Annotated in this window: 17 protein-coding genes and 5 pseudogenes; 14 read left to right on the top strand and 8 right to left on the bottom strand. The window is 69.0% G+C overall.

The genetic code is table 11. The features are described from left to right. The 4 genes and pseudogenes from KBB57_RS11795 to KBB57_RS11780 form a co-directional block, all read left to right on the top strand. Window positions 1–105 (top strand): annotated as a pseudogene (locus KBB57_RS11795) (IS5/IS1182 family transposase); the annotation flags it as partial. Window positions 106–366: 261 nt separating this feature from the next. Continuing rightward, complete coding sequence (locus tag KBB57_RS11790; RefSeq protein WP_290750254.1) at window positions 367–1,086, top strand: hypothetical protein; 720 nt, start codon at window positions 367–369, stop codon at window positions 1,084–1,086. Window positions 1,087–1,303: 217 nt separating this feature from the next. Further along, window positions 1,304–1,906 carry a hypothetical protein gene (locus KBB57_RS11785; RefSeq protein ID WP_290750252.1) on the top strand — a complete coding sequence of 201 codons (603 nt, stop codon included), beginning with the start codon at window positions 1,304–1,306 and terminating at the stop codon, window positions 1,904–1,906. After that, the gene (locus KBB57_RS11780; RefSeq protein WP_290750261.1) at window positions 1,878–2,510 is read left to right on the top strand and encodes a hypothetical protein; all 633 of its coding nucleotides are present in this window, start codon (window positions 1,878–1,880) and stop codon (window positions 2,508–2,510) included. The genes KBB57_RS11785 and KBB57_RS11780 overlap by 29 nt, the downstream gene beginning before the upstream one ends. 66 nt (window positions 2,511–2,576) lie before the next feature. Here the strand turns inward: KBB57_RS11780 and KBB57_RS11775 are convergent. Beyond that, window positions 2,577–2,675 (bottom strand): annotated as a pseudogene (locus KBB57_RS11775) (IS5/IS1182 family transposase); the annotation flags it as partial. A gap of 221 nt (window positions 2,676–2,896) precedes the next feature. Between KBB57_RS11775 and KBB57_RS11770 the strand changes: the two are divergent. Then, window positions 2,897–3,154 (top strand): annotated as a pseudogene (locus KBB57_RS11770) (transposase); the annotation flags it as partial. A gap of 99 nt (window positions 3,155–3,253) precedes the next feature. Here the strand turns inward: KBB57_RS11770 and KBB57_RS11765 are convergent. Further along, on the bottom strand, window positions 3,254–3,487 hold the full coding sequence (locus KBB57_RS11765) for a hypothetical protein (protein WP_290750259.1): 234 nt from the start codon (window positions 3,485–3,487) through the stop codon (window positions 3,254–3,256). A gap of 132 nt (window positions 3,488–3,619) precedes the next feature. Between KBB57_RS11765 and KBB57_RS11760 the strand changes: the two genes are divergently transcribed. Then, window positions 3,620–3,745, top strand: a complete 126-nt coding sequence (locus KBB57_RS11760) for a hypothetical protein (protein WP_290750258.1) — start codon at window positions 3,620–3,622, stop codon at window positions 3,743–3,745. 66 nt (window positions 3,746–3,811) lie between these two features. Here the strand turns inward: KBB57_RS11760 and KBB57_RS11755 are convergent. Continuing rightward, a pseudogene (locus KBB57_RS11755) lies at window positions 3,812–4,172 on the bottom strand (transposase); the annotation flags it as partial. A gap of 417 nt (window positions 4,173–4,589) precedes the next feature. Here KBB57_RS11755 and KBB57_RS11750 point away from each other — a divergent pair. From KBB57_RS11750 to KBB57_RS11715, 8 genes are read left to right on the top strand one after another with little or no spacing between them, the layout of a single operon-like run. Next, the gene (locus KBB57_RS11750) at window positions 4,590–5,726 is read left to right on the top strand and encodes an amine dehydrogenase large subunit (protein ID WP_290750250.1); all 1,137 of its coding nucleotides are present in this window, start codon (window positions 4,590–4,592) and stop codon (window positions 5,724–5,726) included. 2 nt (window positions 5,727–5,728) lie between these two features. After that, complete coding sequence (locus KBB57_RS11745) at window positions 5,729–6,277, top strand: MauE/DoxX family redox-associated membrane protein (RefSeq protein ID WP_290750248.1); 549 nt, start codon at window positions 5,729–5,731, stop codon at window positions 6,275–6,277. Then, a complete protein-coding gene (locus KBB57_RS11740) occupies window positions 6,274–6,861 on the top strand; it encodes a redoxin domain-containing protein (protein WP_290750247.1) in 588 nt (195 codons plus the stop codon). The genes KBB57_RS11745 and KBB57_RS11740 overlap by 4 nt, the downstream gene beginning before the upstream one ends. Window positions 6,862–6,879: 18 nt before the next feature. Further along, a complete protein-coding gene (locus tag KBB57_RS11735; protein ID WP_290750245.1) occupies window positions 6,880–7,410 on the top strand; it encodes a methylamine dehydrogenase light chain in 531 nt (176 codons plus the stop codon). Further along, a complete protein-coding gene (locus KBB57_RS11730) occupies window positions 7,407–7,853 on the top strand; it encodes a cytochrome c (protein WP_290750242.1) in 447 nt (148 codons plus the stop codon). Before KBB57_RS11735 ends, KBB57_RS11730 begins: the two co-directional genes overlap by 4 nt. A gap of 6 nt (window positions 7,854–7,859) precedes the next feature. Beyond that, a complete protein-coding gene (locus KBB57_RS11725) occupies window positions 7,860–8,297 on the top strand; it encodes a hypothetical protein (RefSeq protein WP_290750239.1) in 438 nt (145 codons plus the stop codon). Window positions 8,298–8,330: 33 nt separating this feature from the next. Further along, window positions 8,331–8,972, top strand: a complete 642-nt coding sequence (locus KBB57_RS11720) for a ferric reductase-like transmembrane domain-containing protein (RefSeq protein WP_290750237.1) — start codon at window positions 8,331–8,333, stop codon at window positions 8,970–8,972. Further along, window positions 8,969–9,340 carry a cytochrome c3 family protein gene (locus tag KBB57_RS11715; RefSeq protein ID WP_290750235.1) on the top strand — a complete coding sequence of 124 codons (372 nt, stop codon included), beginning with the start codon at window positions 8,969–8,971 and terminating at the stop codon, window positions 9,338–9,340. The genes KBB57_RS11720 and KBB57_RS11715 overlap by 4 nt, the downstream gene beginning before the upstream one ends. Window positions 9,341–9,661: 321 nt before the next feature. Here the strand turns inward: KBB57_RS11715 and KBB57_RS11710 are convergent, their stop codons facing one another. The 5 genes and pseudogenes from KBB57_RS11710 to KBB57_RS11690 form a co-directional block, all read right to left on the bottom strand. Next, a complete protein-coding gene (locus tag KBB57_RS11710; RefSeq protein ID WP_290750232.1) occupies window positions 9,662–11,065 on the bottom strand; it encodes an aldehyde dehydrogenase family protein in 1,404 nt (467 codons plus the stop codon). Between the two features lie 121 nt (window positions 11,066–11,186). Further along, window positions 11,187–11,588, bottom strand: coding sequence for a helix-turn-helix domain-containing protein (locus KBB57_RS11705; protein WP_290750230.1), 402 nt, complete (start codon window positions 11,586–11,588; stop codon window positions 11,187–11,189). Next, window positions 11,588–12,112 (bottom strand): hypothetical protein, encoded by a 525-nt coding sequence (locus KBB57_RS11700; protein WP_290750226.1) that lies wholly within the window; start codon window positions 12,110–12,112, stop codon window positions 11,588–11,590. The genes KBB57_RS11705 and KBB57_RS11700 overlap by 1 nt, the downstream gene beginning before the upstream one ends. 35 nt (window positions 12,113–12,147) lie before the next feature. Next, window positions 12,148–13,835: pseudogene (locus KBB57_RS11695) on the bottom strand (AMP-binding protein). Between the two features lie 529 nt (window positions 13,836–14,364). Beyond that, window positions 14,365–14,640 carry a transposase gene (locus KBB57_RS11690; protein ID WP_290750224.1) on the bottom strand — a complete coding sequence of 92 codons (276 nt, stop codon included), beginning with the start codon at window positions 14,638–14,640 and terminating at the stop codon, window positions 14,365–14,367. Window positions 14,641–14,867 lie beyond the last annotated feature (227 nt).

Raw genomic sequence — 14,867 nt, 5'->3', positions numbered from 1 at the left:
TGCAAGCTCATGGACTTCAAACGGATCGCCCTCCGCGCATGCAAGACCGACGAAAGCTTCGCCGCCATGATCTACGCCACAGCAACTGTCCTCAACACCCGGTGAATCTCAAAAGGCCCTAGCTGGGTGCCGAGCGACCTGATCGGGGCCCACGACGAGCGGCACATCCGGCACGAGCGGCCATCGTCCGGGCCGGCCGAGTTCGAGCCCGACCCCCTCTATGGCGGGGACATGCCCCCACGGACGCTTCGTGCGCCAGACCCTCTCCCCGTAACGATCTCGGTAGCCGAGGAGCGTACCTACCCCTTGCGGAGCCTGGAACAAACGCGTGCCGAGGTCCTGACGGCGCTCGACCACGAGCCGGACATGAGCGACCTCGCATCCGTCCTTGCCCTGGCGCTGCCGGGCGCATTGCCAGGGACGGAGGCGGTTCTGGTCAGGGACGCACCGGCGAGGGACTGGCACGAGGCTGTCCAGAAGCTCGCATCAGGCATTCCGGAAGAATGGCGCGTCGGGCTCAGGCTGAGGAAAAGGCATTGGAAGCGCGCTTCGGTCAACGTCTGGCGGTACTTTGAGCACGATGGCAGCTTCCATTCCGTCGAGGTCGAGATCACCGACGACGACCGGGCCTGGATCACACTCCGTTCCGGCGACTACCCCGTTTCTCTCGTGCGCGGGCTTCTGGCCATGCGCGCCACCCTCGAGGCAGCCGCCGCCTGGTTTGGGGAGGCCTTCGCGACGCCCCGGGGCGCGCTGATGCTCGATCTCTCGATCCACTGCGGCGCGCGCGCCGGCCCGCAGACGGGGGGCAATTTCTCGGATCACACGGTACACCTTGCGGAGGCTGCAACTGCTCTTGAGGACGCGCTCTTCGCCTGGTTGGGCCCTATGGGGCGTCGCGGAGCAAAGCGTGCAGTCGAGTTCGAGCCTTCCACCACACGACAGCTCCGCCTCAAGGTCGAGAATGCCGCCAAGCCCTCCGACAAGCATCGTGTCGCCATGCGCACCGCGTCACGGGCGCTCGCCGGCGCAATCGAGGGTGCTTTCGAGGCTCATGTCTGGATCAGGGCGTCCTGGACCGATTAGGTTTTTCGAAAGCAGCGATCGCAGGAGTCTCGGGCATCGCCGTTGAATAGGAGGGCGGCGATGCAGGCGCGCGAGCACGCCGCAGACGCAGGTCGTTCGACGGAAGCAGCCGGGCGTTAGAAGGCCAACCCAGAGATTTGGACGTACACCAAGCGCTTCTCAGGCATTTTCTCGCCTGCGGCGGCCAAGAATACGCCGATTGGCGTGGAGGCGAAAAATGGCAACGAGTGATAGATCCGGCTGGCGCGTCGGGTTCGAGGTCGAGGTGGTGCTGGGCGACCTCGGCGACGCCCGATTCACGGGCCGCGACGAGCCGATGGACCGGGCGACGCCAGGCTATTGTCTGGCCGTGGCGCGCCGGCTCACTGAGATGACCGGCGTGCGCTGGTCGGCACCCTGTGGCGACCAGTCCCGGCCGGGGTTCCACGTCGTGTCGGAATACGATCTCGATCCGCTGCACTGGCCGGATTATCTCGTCGCCGGAGTCGAGCTGACGACGCCGCCGCTGCGGCTCCCGGACGCCGAGGAGATGCGCGGGCGCATCGCCGATGCGATCTTCGACATGGATGGTTTCGAGAACGCCGATCCCGAGTTCGCGGAGGGCTTTGGCTGGCACATCAACGTCGATGCACCCGGCAAAGGCGCCCCGGATCCGGCGCGCTTCGCCGCCGGGGTGGATGAGGGCGCGATGCTGCGCCGCTCGGGACGGTACCAGTTACACCGGGCTCCAGCGGCACAGCTTTGGCGCGCCGCTGTTGCGCAACCTGAGGTTATCAGGAGGAGCGCGGCGCATGACCGGCGACTTCGAGAGCTTTCTTAATCAGACGCTCATGGACGGCAAGACGTTCGCGGCGAATTTCCGGCGCGGCACCTACGTCGAGCTCAGGCACTATGGCGTCGCCGACTTCCTCGGCGGCGCTCCTCTCGAAGAGTTAATCGGCCCGGCTCTGGATGCGCTGCTCATGGGCCATGCGTCGTTCCATGCAGCGGCGACGCGTTCGGTGCGGCTGTTCGAGGTGCTGCGCGACTGGATCGACGAGGTCGGGCCGCGCGCCGGGTTCGGCCTCGCGCCCAGAGCGGCGATGTCGGGGGAGGGCGGCGAACTGCTTTTCGACGGCAGCCGTGCCGGCTGGCTGTCCTGGAACGGCGCGCTCGAACTCAACGTCGAGGGCGATGCGGAGTGGTCCCCGGCGGGCGTCGTTGGCATGCTGAACTTCGCGGACGCCCGCGACGGGCTGGCGCTTGCCGCTCTGGACATAGCCGAGGCGCGTCAGGCTCGGGTAAGGACTCCTCTGCGCAACCGAGGGCTCAGCGACGCGATCGACGAGCTGCGCCGTATGATCGCCGCAAAGCGGCTCTTCGGGTCCTTGCCGCCAACGAACCGGACTCGGGCCCCAATTCGCACCAAATCGTCGATAACTTGATGAGCTCGCATTTGGATTGCGGCAGGGATTGCTGAAGCCGCGTTCCCCGCCGCGGCAAACGACCGTCACTCTGCGATCATCGACCCGCGGCACCCCGCGCGGCTTGTTCGGCAGAAGCGGCTCAATGACCGCCCACTCCTCATCGCTCAACTCGTGACGCCGCATGAAACCCTCCTCTTTCGGAAAGGTTGAATCAGAACCGGTCACCGAAGGGAATCCCGTTTATGGGGACAGACCCTAGGTCGTGTTGACAAAGGGGGATTCCCCTTCTGTGGAAGAGATGATTCAAGGTCGTACGTATCTGGGAGACCGACCTTGAATGATCAGCGCCTGCTCTCGGACAGGGATTGGGAGATCCTCGGGCCGCTGCTTCCGCCGGAACGGGGATGGCGGACGCCGCCTACGACAGCGACGCCATCCGCGCAGCGATCGCCGAAAAGGGCGCCCTGGCCGTGATCCCGAACAACCCCTCGCGCACACGACGATATCCGCTCGACGAGGACCTCTACGCCATGCGCTCCCTCGTCGAGTGCTGCTTCTCGAAGCTCAAGCAATTCCGGCGGGTCGCCACTCGATATGAAAAGACGGCAAGAAACTTCCTCGCCGTCGTCCTCGTCGCCGCAATCGTCCTATGGATACGATAAGTGTCCACAGCTCCTAGCGGGTTCGGGACGACGCGGTAATCCGGCACGCCGACGAGGATCACCGACCAGTAGCCATCGACCATCGACTGCGGCAGCCCGTCATCGGGGCAGTGCCCAGTAGCTCTTCGAGCCGTTGAGCGGCTGGCCACTGGCGTCCTTCGAGGCGACGAAGTAGACCACCTCGCTCAGCACGTTGGCCCAGATCCCGACGAGGTTGACCGCAGTGCGCGCGCAGTAGGCCGGCCCGTAGGTGACGCCGACGTTGGTGATCAGCCAGTTCCTCCTATAGGGCGCGGCCTCGGTCAGTGCGTACTTTTGGAACGCTGGGACCACCTTTCCTTCAGGATCGCGTCGACCTCGGCGCGGGCGGCGGCGCCGCCCGTCACATATGCCGCGCGGTGCGCGCGGAGTGCTACATCTCGGCCGCGACCGGCAAGACGTCGAGCGCGCCGGCGATGATGGAAGGTGGCGGCGTCCATCAGTGCGCTGTTGTCGAAATCCGGCAGCGCCGGCGGTTCGGCGATCTTCGGCGTCCCGGCGGAGCGGAGCGTGAACGGCCGCTGCAATACCTCCACGCCGGAGGAAGGCTGAAGTCGCCGAGGATCGGGACTGTCGGGAATTCCGTATGCGGGGCGGGCGGCTGAACATCAGGCCATCCCTGGTGAAGCGCTCGCCGAAGATGATGGCGAACTGGGTCTTGGCGATCGCCCACTCCCGTGGTGGGATGGTCCACTCCTTCTCGGCCTTGTTCAAGACCGGGAACAGGAGCTTCTTGGCGTTCAGGGGCCTCGATGGGTGTAGACGACGCGGCGGACCTCATTGGCGAGACCGTAGAACGGGATCACCTTTGGCCAGGCCCGGCGCCAACTCTGGACGATGTCAGCAGGTCCTCGACGCCGCGTTCCTGAGCGCGTTCATGACCCGGAGCCAGAACTTCGCGCCCTTCGTTCTACTCGAGCCAGAGCCCGAGGACCTTCTTCGCGCCGTCGGCGCAGACGCCGAGCGCGATGTGGACCGCGTTCGCCATTGGGCTCGGACCAATGGCGCCTCAATGGCTCAATGACGCTGGGTTCCGCCCCCCTGTCTGTCGAGACTGTGGCATTCTGAGACTGCGGAGGGGAGCCCGTCCCCCGGGCGGGTGACGACGCGCGGCGGCCGGCTTCGTGCCTGTCCTTGTCGACGTACGGCGAGACCCGCCAGCACATTCCGAGGAAATTTTGGCGCGAGCCGCCACGTCGCGTGGCGCGGAAACCCCGGATTTCAGCCTGCTGGTATGCTATGGATCCAAGCTCGGGCCCATGGAAGGCCCGGCATCGGGACGGGAGGCCCTTGACGCCGTACGCCGGCACGGACGGATTATCTCCGCACGAGCTTCGCCACCGGCGCCCGCGCGCCCGCAACTTCACCAGAACGAGCTTCACCCAGCAGGTTGCCCATGAAACGCCAGTTCCTCGTAGCCCTCGCCGCGCTCGCCGGCTCCGGCGCCGCCGCCCTCGCCCAGGACGCGCTCCCGGCCGAGACCCTGACTGTCACGGAGCGCATTCCCGACGGCCCGCACGTCTACATGATGGACATGGGCATCAACGGCTCGAGCCCGATCTACGTGCTGAACGCCGACGACCTCTCCGTCGTCGGCTCGATCGGCACCGGCACCCTCGCGACGATGCACATGAGCGACGACAAGTCGACGCTCTACACCTCGTCGGTCTACCTCCGTCGCTACAGCTACGGCGAGGTCGAGGCGGTGATCCACGCGTGGGACCCGCAGACGCTGGAGGCCAAGAAAGAGTTCATGGTCTCGCCGAAGCTTGCGCAGGCCCTGAGCCAGCGCGGCACCCTCAACGTCTCCGCCGACGGCAAGTTCGTCATCGCCCAGAACGCCACCCCGGCGACCTCGATCACCATCGCGGACGGCGTCGAGGGCAAGGACCTCGGCGAGATCCCGACGCCCGGCTGCTGGACGGCCTACCCGACCGAGCAGGGCACGGCCTTCACCATGCTTTGCGGCGACGGCACCCTCGCCAAGTTCACCTACGACGCCGCCGGCAAGGCTGGGGCGCCGGCAAAGTCGGAGAAGATCTTCGACGCCGACAAGGACCCGCTCTACGGCGACGCCATGCGCATCGACGGCAAGCTCGTCTACGTCACCTACGGCGGCACGCTCTACATCGTCGACGACTCGGGCGACAAGCCGGTGCTCGACAAGCAGGTGAAGTTCGCCGAGGAGGGCTGGGCCCCGGGCGGCTACAACCTGATGGCCTACTCGAAGCCGGCCAACACCCTCTTCGTCCTGATGCACTCGAACCCGACCGACGGCTCGCACAAGAGCCCGGCCGAGGAGATCTGGGCGATCGACGCCGCGACGATGACGGTCGTCGGCCGCTCGCCGGCCCATCACGAGGCCAGCATCGAGGTCTCGGGCGGCGACGCGCCGGTGCTCTTCGGCGTCAGCCACGACGGCAGCGTCCATCGCTACGAGGTCAAGTCCGAGGATGGCAAGGTCAGCCTGACCGAGACCGCCTCGCGCGAGGGCGCGGCCCTCTTCCCGACCATCCTCGCCACCGACTTCTGACGATGGCGGCGCTTCCCGACACCCTCGCCCCGGCGGCGCTCGCGTCGGTGACGCTCACTGCCTTCCTGGTGATCGTCCTCGCCCGCGCCGCCTGGCACAAGCTCGACGGCTTCCTCGAGACCGTCGGCTTCGCCCAGGGCTACGGCCTCGTCCCCGAGGCCGCCGCCGCGCCGATCGTCCGCGCCCTCGCCGCCGCCGAGATCGCTGCGATCATAGCCCTCCTCGTCCCCGCGACGCGGCCCATCGGGGGCCTCGTCGCCGCTGGCCTCTTCGCCGGCTACGGAGCGCTGATGGCGGCGGCGCTCGCGAGCGGCCGCACGCGCATCGAGTGCGGTTGCGGCGGCGCGCCGCAGGTCGTCTCGGCGCTCACCCTCGCCCGCAACGCGGTCCTCGCCGCGCTCGGCCTCGCCGTCGCCGTCCTGCCGGTCGCGACCGTCCCGCCGCTCGGCGCGGCGATCGCCATCGCCGCAGCCCTCGTCCTCGCCGCGCAATACGGCGTCGCCGAGAAGCTCGGCGCCCACTTGCCGCACATCCGGGAGGGCGGCAAGTGACGCTCCTCGGCTTCTCCGTCGTCGCGCTCTGGGTAATCGTCCTCCTCCAGCTCGGCGTGATCTTCGCGCTCGCCCGGCAGGTCGGCATCCTCTTCGAGCGGGTCTCCCCGGTCGGGGCGATGATGTCCTCGAACGGCCCCGACCTCGGCGCCGCCGCGCCGCGGCTGGCGCTCGCCAACCTCAACGGCGCGCCAGTCACCCTCGGCGCCGGCGGCCGCGCCCAGCTCCTCTTCTTCCTCTCGACGAGCTGCCCGATCTGCAAGGCGCTCCTCCCCGCCCTGAAGTCGATCCAGGGCGACGAGGCGAAATGGCTCGACGTCGTCCTCGCCTCGGACGGCCGCGAGGCGCTGCACCGCCGCCTGATCGAGAGCGAGGGGCTCGGCGGCTTTCCCTACGTCCTCTCCCCCGAGCTCGGCATGAGCTTCAGGGTGGCGAAGCTGCCCTTCGCCGTCCTGATCGACCCGGCGGGCAAGGTCGCGGCCAAGGGCCTCGTCAACAGCCGCGAGCAGCTCGAGAGCCTGTTCACGGCCTCCGAGACCGGCATCCCGTCCTATCAGGCCGCGATCGCGGGCCTCAGCTCCTAGACAAGAAGGAAACCGATCATGTCGCGCATCATCGACAGTCTGCTCAAGCGCTTCGACAAGGTCGTCGAGGCCAACGTGCGGACCTCGGCCCGGACCTTCGGCCGCCGCTCATTCCTCGCCACCACCGGCGTCTTCGTCGCCGGCGCCGCGGCGGGGCTGCCCGTCCTTCCCTTCGACCGCCGCGCCAACGCCGCCGAGCCCCCCGAGGATCTCGCCGATCCCTGCGCCTACTGGCGGCACTGCGCCATCGACGGCTTCGTCTGCGAGCAGTCGGGCGGCAGCCTCACCACCTGCCCGCCGGGTTCGGCCGCCTCGTCGGTGTCGTGGGTCGGCACCTGCGCCAACCCCGACGACGGCAGGAACTACCTGATCAGCTACAACGACTGCTGCGGCAAGCCGGCGGTGCTCGGCGCCACCTTCTGCAACAACAACAAGGGCGAGCGCCCGGGCTATCGCATGGGCCTCTACAACGACATCAACTGGTGCATGGCCAACGCCGAGAAGGGTTACCACTGCACCGTCTCGATCGTGATGGGCGAGGCCCAATGACCGGCCGCCAGCCGCCCCTCGCCGTGCTGGCGCTCCTCCTCGCGGGGGGCGCCGCCGGGGCCGCCAGCCACGACGGACCCGCGCTCTTCGAGGCGCACTGCTCCGCCTGCCACGCCTCCGGCGGGGTCGGCACCCCCGGCCTCGCGCCGCCGCTCGACCGCCCCGACTTCTGGGCCGCGCTCGGCGACGACGCGCCGAAGTACATCGCCGGCGTGACCACCAAGGGCCTCAACGCCCAGATCACCGTGCGCGGCGAGATGTACGCGGGCACGATGATGCCGCCGGTCCCCGGCGTCACCGACGAGGAGCTCGCCGCGATCGGCACCTGGGTGCTCCATGACCTCGGCAAGACCGACAAGACGGTGACGCCCGACGACGTCGCCGCCGCCCGCGCCGGCGCGACGATGGCCGACGTCAAGGCCCTGCGCCCGGCGACGGAGTAGGGCGCGATGCGCCGCGCCCTCCTCGCCGTCGCGATCCTCCTCTCCGGCCCGGCGCTCGCCGAGGCCGGGGCGGCGGGCGTCACCCCCCGCACCAGCTACGCGCTGCAGTGCTCGGGGTGCCACACGATGAGCGGCGCCGGCGAGCCGGCGGCGGGCATCCCGACCTTCATCGGCTCGGTCGGCGTCATCGCCCGCTCCGACATCGGCCGCACCTACATGATGCACGTCCCCGGCGTGATCTCGGCCGGCCTGTCCGACGAGGGGATCGCCGAGGTGATGAACTACGTCCTCGACGCCTGGGGCGATGGCGCCCCGCACTTCACCGCCGCGGAAGTCACCGCGCGCCGCGCCGTGCCGGTCCCCGACGTCGTCGCCTTCCGCCGCGGCGTCGTCGCCGCGCTGGCGAAGGACGGCCAGACGATCGCCGAATACCCCTGGCCCTGATGCCGCGTCCGACGCGCCGCTGACGATCCTCCGATGGAACGGGGAACCGCCGTCCTCGCCGCCGTCGTCGGCCTCGTCTTCCTCGTCACCTTCGCCGGCGGCGCCCGCACCGGCGGCGGCTGGTTCTGGGACGCCGGCAACGCCGCGGGCTTCCTCGCCCTCGCCGGCCTCCTCTTCCAGGCCATCCCCTCCGCCCGCGGCGCGGCGACCCGCCGCCACGAGCGCCTCGGCTACTGGGTGCTCGCCATCGCCGCCCTTCACGCCTTCTGGTTCCTGCTCGGCGACGGCGCCGTCCGCGTCTACCTCCAGCCCGGCGCCCCCCTCGCCATGTGGCTCGGCCTCGCCGCGCTCCTCCTCCTCGCCGTCCTCACCCTCCTCGCCCGGATGCCCGACCGGATGCGCGTCCACCGCCGCTTCCGCGCCTTCCGCGCCACGCATCGCTGGCTGGCCTTCGCCGCCGTCGGCGCCGCGGCGCTCCACGTCGCCCTCACCGGCTTCTACCTCGCCCGCTGGCTCCAGGACGCGCTCCTTCTCGCCATCGTCGCCGCCTGCTGCCTCGGCCGCCCGTGGTGGGCCCGGCTCGGCGCGCCCCCCGTCGCCACCGGCGCCGCCTACGCCGCCCTCGGCCTCGCGGCCACGGCCGCCTTCGTCCTCGCCCGGAACCTCCTCAGGTGAAGGCCCTCGTCGCCGCCCTCGCCCTCCTCGGCCTCGCCCTCGTCGCCTTCGGCCCGCCGCCGCCCGTCCCGCGTGTCGAGCGCGCCGTCGTCGCCGGCGCCGGCCGGCCCATCCTGCCCATGCGCTTCATCCACGACCTCGGCCACCGCGGCATCCCCTGCGCGACCTGCCACCACGAGTTCGTCGATCGCCGGATGGGCACGACCTGCATCAACTGCCACGTCACCGACCCCGCGGTCTCGGCCCTGCTCGAGCCGCAGTTCCACGACCTCTGCCGCTCCTGCCACGTCGAGAAGCAGGCCGCGGGCGAGCCTGGCGGTCCGACGCGCAGCTGCATCGCCTGCCACCAGCCCGACGACCAGTTCTGACCTCCGCCACGCCCGACCGCTCTCGCCCCTACAGCGGTTAACCTTCGCGAACAATCCGTTGACGCCGTTGAGGAAACCTCGCAACTACAATTAGTTGACCTCTCTAACACGCGTGCTAGCGCCGTGTTGGCGGCGTGCGGTAGCGTGCCGGCACCTGCTCGGAGCGCCCCCCCGGAGCCCATTCAAGGACTCTGACCAGTCCCGCGTCAGGGCGCGGCCGCGACGCCCCTGCGCGGGCGCCGCTCGAAACGGCATCGACCGGAGCCTCGCGCGAGGCTCCGGTCGACAGGATGCGAGCGTCGTGGAGGTCCGCTTTTGCTATCACCCGCGGGCGATGTTGATCACCTGCATCTGGGTGTATTCGGCCAGCCCCTCGACGGACTGCTCCACCCCGAGCCCCGACCCCTTGAACCCCGCCATCGGGATGTGCGGCCCGATGTTGAGCTGCTGGTTCACCCAGACCGTCCCCGACTCGATCCGCCCGGCGATCTCCGCCGCCTGCTCGACGTCGGCGCCGTGGACAGAGCCCCCGAGGCCGTATTCCGACCGGTTCACCCGCTCGATCACCGCATCGACGTCGGTGAAGCGGATCACCGGCAGGATCGGCCCGAACTGCTCTTCGTCGACGATCTTCTGCCCGTCCTTCACGTCGCGCACGATCGTCGGGCTGATGAAATACCCCGGCCCCTCGCGCACCTCGCCTCCGGCGATGACCGTTCCGGCGGCGCGGGCGTCGTCGAGGAAGCCCTTCACCTTCTCGAACTGCGCCTTGTTCTGGATCGGCCCGACGGTCGTGCCCTGCTTCATCCCGTCGTCGACCACCGCCTGCCCGGCGAGGTCCGCGAGCTCCGCGCAGAACGCGTCATAGATCGCGTCGTGGACATAGGCCCGCTTCACCGCGAGGCAGACCTGCCCGGCGTTGAAGAACGCCCCGCCATACACCTTCTGCGCGGTCGCCCGCACGTCGACGTCCGGCAGCACGATCGCCGGATCGTTGCCGCCCATCTCGAGCGTCACCCGCTTCATCGTCGCCGCGGCGCCCGCCATGATCCGCTTGCCGGTCTCCGACGAGCCGGTGAACCCGATCTTGGCGATTCCCGGATGCGCCGTCATCTTCGGCCCGAGATCGTTGGCGTCGGTCAGGATGTTGACGATTCCGGCCGGGAAGATCCTCGCGCAGATCTCCCCGAGCTTCAGCGTGGCCACCGGCGTCGTCGGCGCGGGCTTCAGCACGATGGCGTTGCCGGCCATGAGCGCCGGACCGATCTTCCAGCAAGCGAGAAGCAGGGGGAAGTTCCAGGCGACGATACCCCCGACGACGCCGAGCGGCTTGTGCCGCGTCTCGATGCGGAAGGCCGCGTCGTCCTGGATCACGCGGTCGGGCAAGGTCAGCGACGCGGTGTGCAAGAGATACCCCTGGCTCCACTCGACCTCGCCCTGCGCCTCGGGCAGCGGCTTGCCCTGCTCGAGCGTGATCGTCCGCGCGAGGTCGTCGGCCGCCTCGCGGATCGCCGCCGCCAGCGCCTCGACCTTCGCCCGCCGCTCGGCCATCGACAGCGCCGCCCACGCCGGCTGCGCCGCCCGCGCCGCGGCCACCGCCGCGTCGAGGTCGGCCTCGGTGGCATGCGGAACGCGCGCGAAGACTTCCTCGGTCGCCGGGTTGACGACGTCGATCATGCGGTCGGCCGAGACGAGCTCGCCGCCGATAAGCATTCTGTAGTCCATCGTTTCCCTCCCGGACTGCCGCATGACGCGGCGCAGCGGGAGGATAGGCGCGGCGGGCCGCTCCGGTCTCGGACGCGGGCGCCGGGAATGCGGCGTCGCGCGCCAGAAAGATCCTTTTCGATCAGGACTCCACCGCGCCGGTGGCGACGCTCGCGTGATAGTCGCGCGGCGACATCCCGAAATGGCTGCGGAAGGTCCGGTTGAAGTTCGAGAGGTCGCTGAACCCGGCCCGCCAGGCGATGTCCGAGATCGCCGGCCGCTCCCCCTGCCGCGCCGCGCGGCGCAGGTGGTCGGCGGTCAGCCGCACCCGCCGCTCGGCAAGGAACTGGGTGAAGGAGGTGCCGTTGTCGGCGAAGTCGCGTTGCAGCTGGCGCCGCGACATGGCGACGAGCGCGGCCAGCCGGTCGATCGACAGCTCGGGCTCGGCGAGATGGGCCTCGACCGTCCGGCAGACATGGGCGAAGCGGCCGAAGCGGTCGCGGAAGCCGGCGTCGCCCTGCGCCGCCGGATCCGACCGGAACATCAGCGCGACGAAGTCGAGGATGTAGCGTCGGGAATGCCCTCGGCCTCGACGTCGGAGGAGAGGAGGTTGCGCAGGCTCGCCTGCAGAGGATGCGCGGCGGCGATGCGCCGGGCGGTGGCGGGCCCGGCCACGCGCCCCTCCAGGCACAGGCCGCGGGGCAGGTGCACCGAGGTGAAGGCGGCGGCGCCGTCGTAGCGGAGCTCGGCAGGGCGGGTCGAGTCGAGGATCAGGCAGTCGCCGGGGTGGAGCACGGTATCCTCCCCCTCGTGCGACACCTTCGTCGTCCCCGCCTCCTGGACGATGAGGAAGAAATACTCGCTGTCGTCGCGCCGGATGCCGGCGCGCGAGCGCTCGATCCGGTCGATGCGGCAGGTCATCTCGGCGATGTCGATGCCGAACTTGTGGCGCAGGCGGAAGTCGCTCGCACCCTCGCGAGGGGCGCCGCGGGCGTCGCGGCACGGGAAGCTCACGTAGTTGCCGCAATGGGAGAGGACGCAGCTCCGCCATTCCTCGAAGCCCATCATCGCCGCCGGTCCTCCTCCCCTTCAGGCAGTCCCCGTCAGGCCGTCGGCTCGGCCTTCAGGCCGAGCCGCTCCTCGACGTCCCGGCGCATCAGGAACTTCTGCACCTTGCCGGTGACCGTCATCGGGAACTCGTCCACGAACTCGATGTAGCGCGGAACCTTCTGGTGCGCGATCTTTCCCTTGCAGAAGGCGCGGACCTCCTCGTCGGTCATCGTCTCGCCCTGGCGGAGCACGATCCACGCGCAGAGCTCCTCGCCGTAGCGACTGTCGGCGACACCGAAGATCTGCACCGACTGGATCTTCGGGTGGGTGAAGAGGAACTCCTCGATCTCGCGCGGGTAAAGGTTCTCGCCGCCGCGGATCACCATGTCCTTGATCGGCCGACGATGTTGCAGTAGCCGCCTTCGTCGAGCGTGGCGAGGTCGCCGGTGTGCATCCAGCCCGCCGCGTCGAGCACCTCGGCGGTCTTCTCGGCCTCGGCCCAGTAGCCGCGCATCACCGAATAGCCACGCGTGCAGAGCTCGCCCGGCGTACCACGGGGCACGACCCGGCCCTCGCCGTCGACGACCTTGACCTCGAGGTGCGGATGGACCCGACCGACCGTGGAGACCCGCCGCTCCAGCGGATCGTCGCCCGCGCTCTGGAAGCTGACCGGGCTGGTCTCGGTCATGCCGTAGGCGATGGTGACGTCGCGCATGTGCATTCGGTCGACCACCTTCTTCATCACCTCGATCGGGCAGGGCGACCCGGCCATGATCCCGGTCCTGAGCGTCGACAGGTCGAAGCTGGCGAAGTCCGGGTGGTCGAGCTCGGCGATGAACATGGTCGGCACGCCGTAAAGCGCCGTGCACCTTTCTGTAGCGACGGTCGCGAGGGTGACGCGCGGATCGAAGCCCTCGCCCGGATAGACCATCGCTGCGCCGTGGGTGACGGCGGCGAGATTGCCCATCACCATTCCGAAACAATGGTAAAGCGGCACCGGAATGCAGATCCGATCCGCCTCGGTCAGCTTCAACGCACGCCCGACGAAGCAGCCGTTGTTGAGGATGTTGTGGTGCGTAAGCGTCACCCCCTTCGGCGAGCCTGTGGTGCCGGAGGTGAACTGAATGTTGATCGGATCATCGAACTGCAGCTCCGGCCCCAGCGCGGCGAGCGCCGCGCGCTCGGCCTCGCCGCCGATCTCGGCGACGTGCTCGAACGCGACCGTCCCCGCTCCCGCCGGCCCGCCGATCTGGACCACCACCCGCAGGTCCGGCAGGCGCGCGGCCTTCAACGCGCCCGGCGTGGCGGTTGCGAGCTCGGGCGCGAGTTCGCGGACCATGCCGAGATAGTCGCTCGCCTTGAAGGCGGTGGCGGTGACGAGCGCCTTGCAGCCGACCTTCCGGAGCGCGAACTCGACCTCGGTCAGCCGGTAGGCGGGATTGATGGTGACGAGGATCAGCCCGGCGCGGGCGGCGGCGAACTGCGTCACCGCCCATTCGGCGCGGTTCAGCGACCAGATGCCGACGCGGTCGCCGCGGGAGAGACCGAGGGCGAGGAGCCCGGCCGCAAAGGCGTCGGCGCGGTCGCGGAGCTCCGCCCACGTCCAGCGGATGCCCTGCGACGGCGAGACGAGCGCCTCGCGCTCGCCCCAGGTCGCCGCCGCGCGGTCGAGGGCCTGGCCGATGGTCATCCCGAGGAGCGGCGTGTCGGAGATGCCGGAGACGTAGGAGATGTCGGTCATTGTTTTCCTCCCGTCCTTCTCAACTGAGGAAAGCACGGATGCGCTCTTGCGCCTTCTCCCTTTCCCAACAATCGGTGCCGCAATCTATGCGGCGACGTATGCCGACTCGTCCCCGAGCCCGAGGCAGAGCGCCCTCGCCGCCGCGACCACCCCCGGCACGGTCTTCAGCTCTCGACGACTACGACATCATCGTCGACGCCTACCGCAGGGCATGACCACCCGCAACGCATCTCGTCGATCGCCTCGAGGCATTGGGCGACGGTCAATCACTGAGGTCGTTGGTAATCACAGACCCTGTCCGTCCGGCGCTTCCGTCTAAACAGCCGTCTGAAGCGAGTCTCGGTATCGTTGGCTGCAGGCCCCTGAAACGAAATCTAACAACGATATCAATGATCTACGCTAAGGAGGGCGTGGGGTATTCTTATACCCCCCGGTGGAGTGCGCCCTTGGGGTTGGACACGGAGGTTGCCTGATTTTCCCCCGCTCGGGCTTTCGGAGTATGAAAGCCGATGCCGAGACAACACCGCCGTCACAGCACCGCGTTCAAGCGCCAGGTCAAGGTGCGACCTTCCGCAGCCAGCACTTGCCAGACCGGCCGCCAGTAGATGCCAGTTGCCTCCATGGCGACGCAGGGGCAGCCATGCCGCTCCAGCCAGTCCGACAGGGTGACGAGTCCCGGCGTGGTGGTCGCAAAGGTCTCCACCTCCCGCCGGACCGACCCATTGCTTTCCGTCAGGCGCACCGCGGCGGCAACGGTGTCCTTATGCACGTCCAGACCCGCACAGCGGGGATAGAGGGCCTCCATCGCGACCTCCTCGAAGCTCACGCCGCGGCGCAGGCTCCCGGGAAATCGAAGTCTGAACGGCGCGCTCTCAGGCCAGCAGGCTGGCCCCGACGCAAGCGGGGGTGCTCAAGGGAGCCCGGGTCCAACTCATACGCGGGTTTCCAAACACCAAGGGCAGGCCCGACCTCTCTGCCAACGGCGCCCACAGGATGCCACAGGTTTCATGCCCCAGAGTCCGCGAAGTCGGT

Source organism: Amaricoccus sp. (genome assembly GCF_017993425.1).
Classification (GTDB): Bacteria; Pseudomonadota; Alphaproteobacteria; order Rhodobacterales; family Rhodobacteraceae; genus Amaricoccus.
Note: the sequence above shows the minus strand (reverse complement) of the source record. Positions and strands in the feature narration are given on the sequence as shown.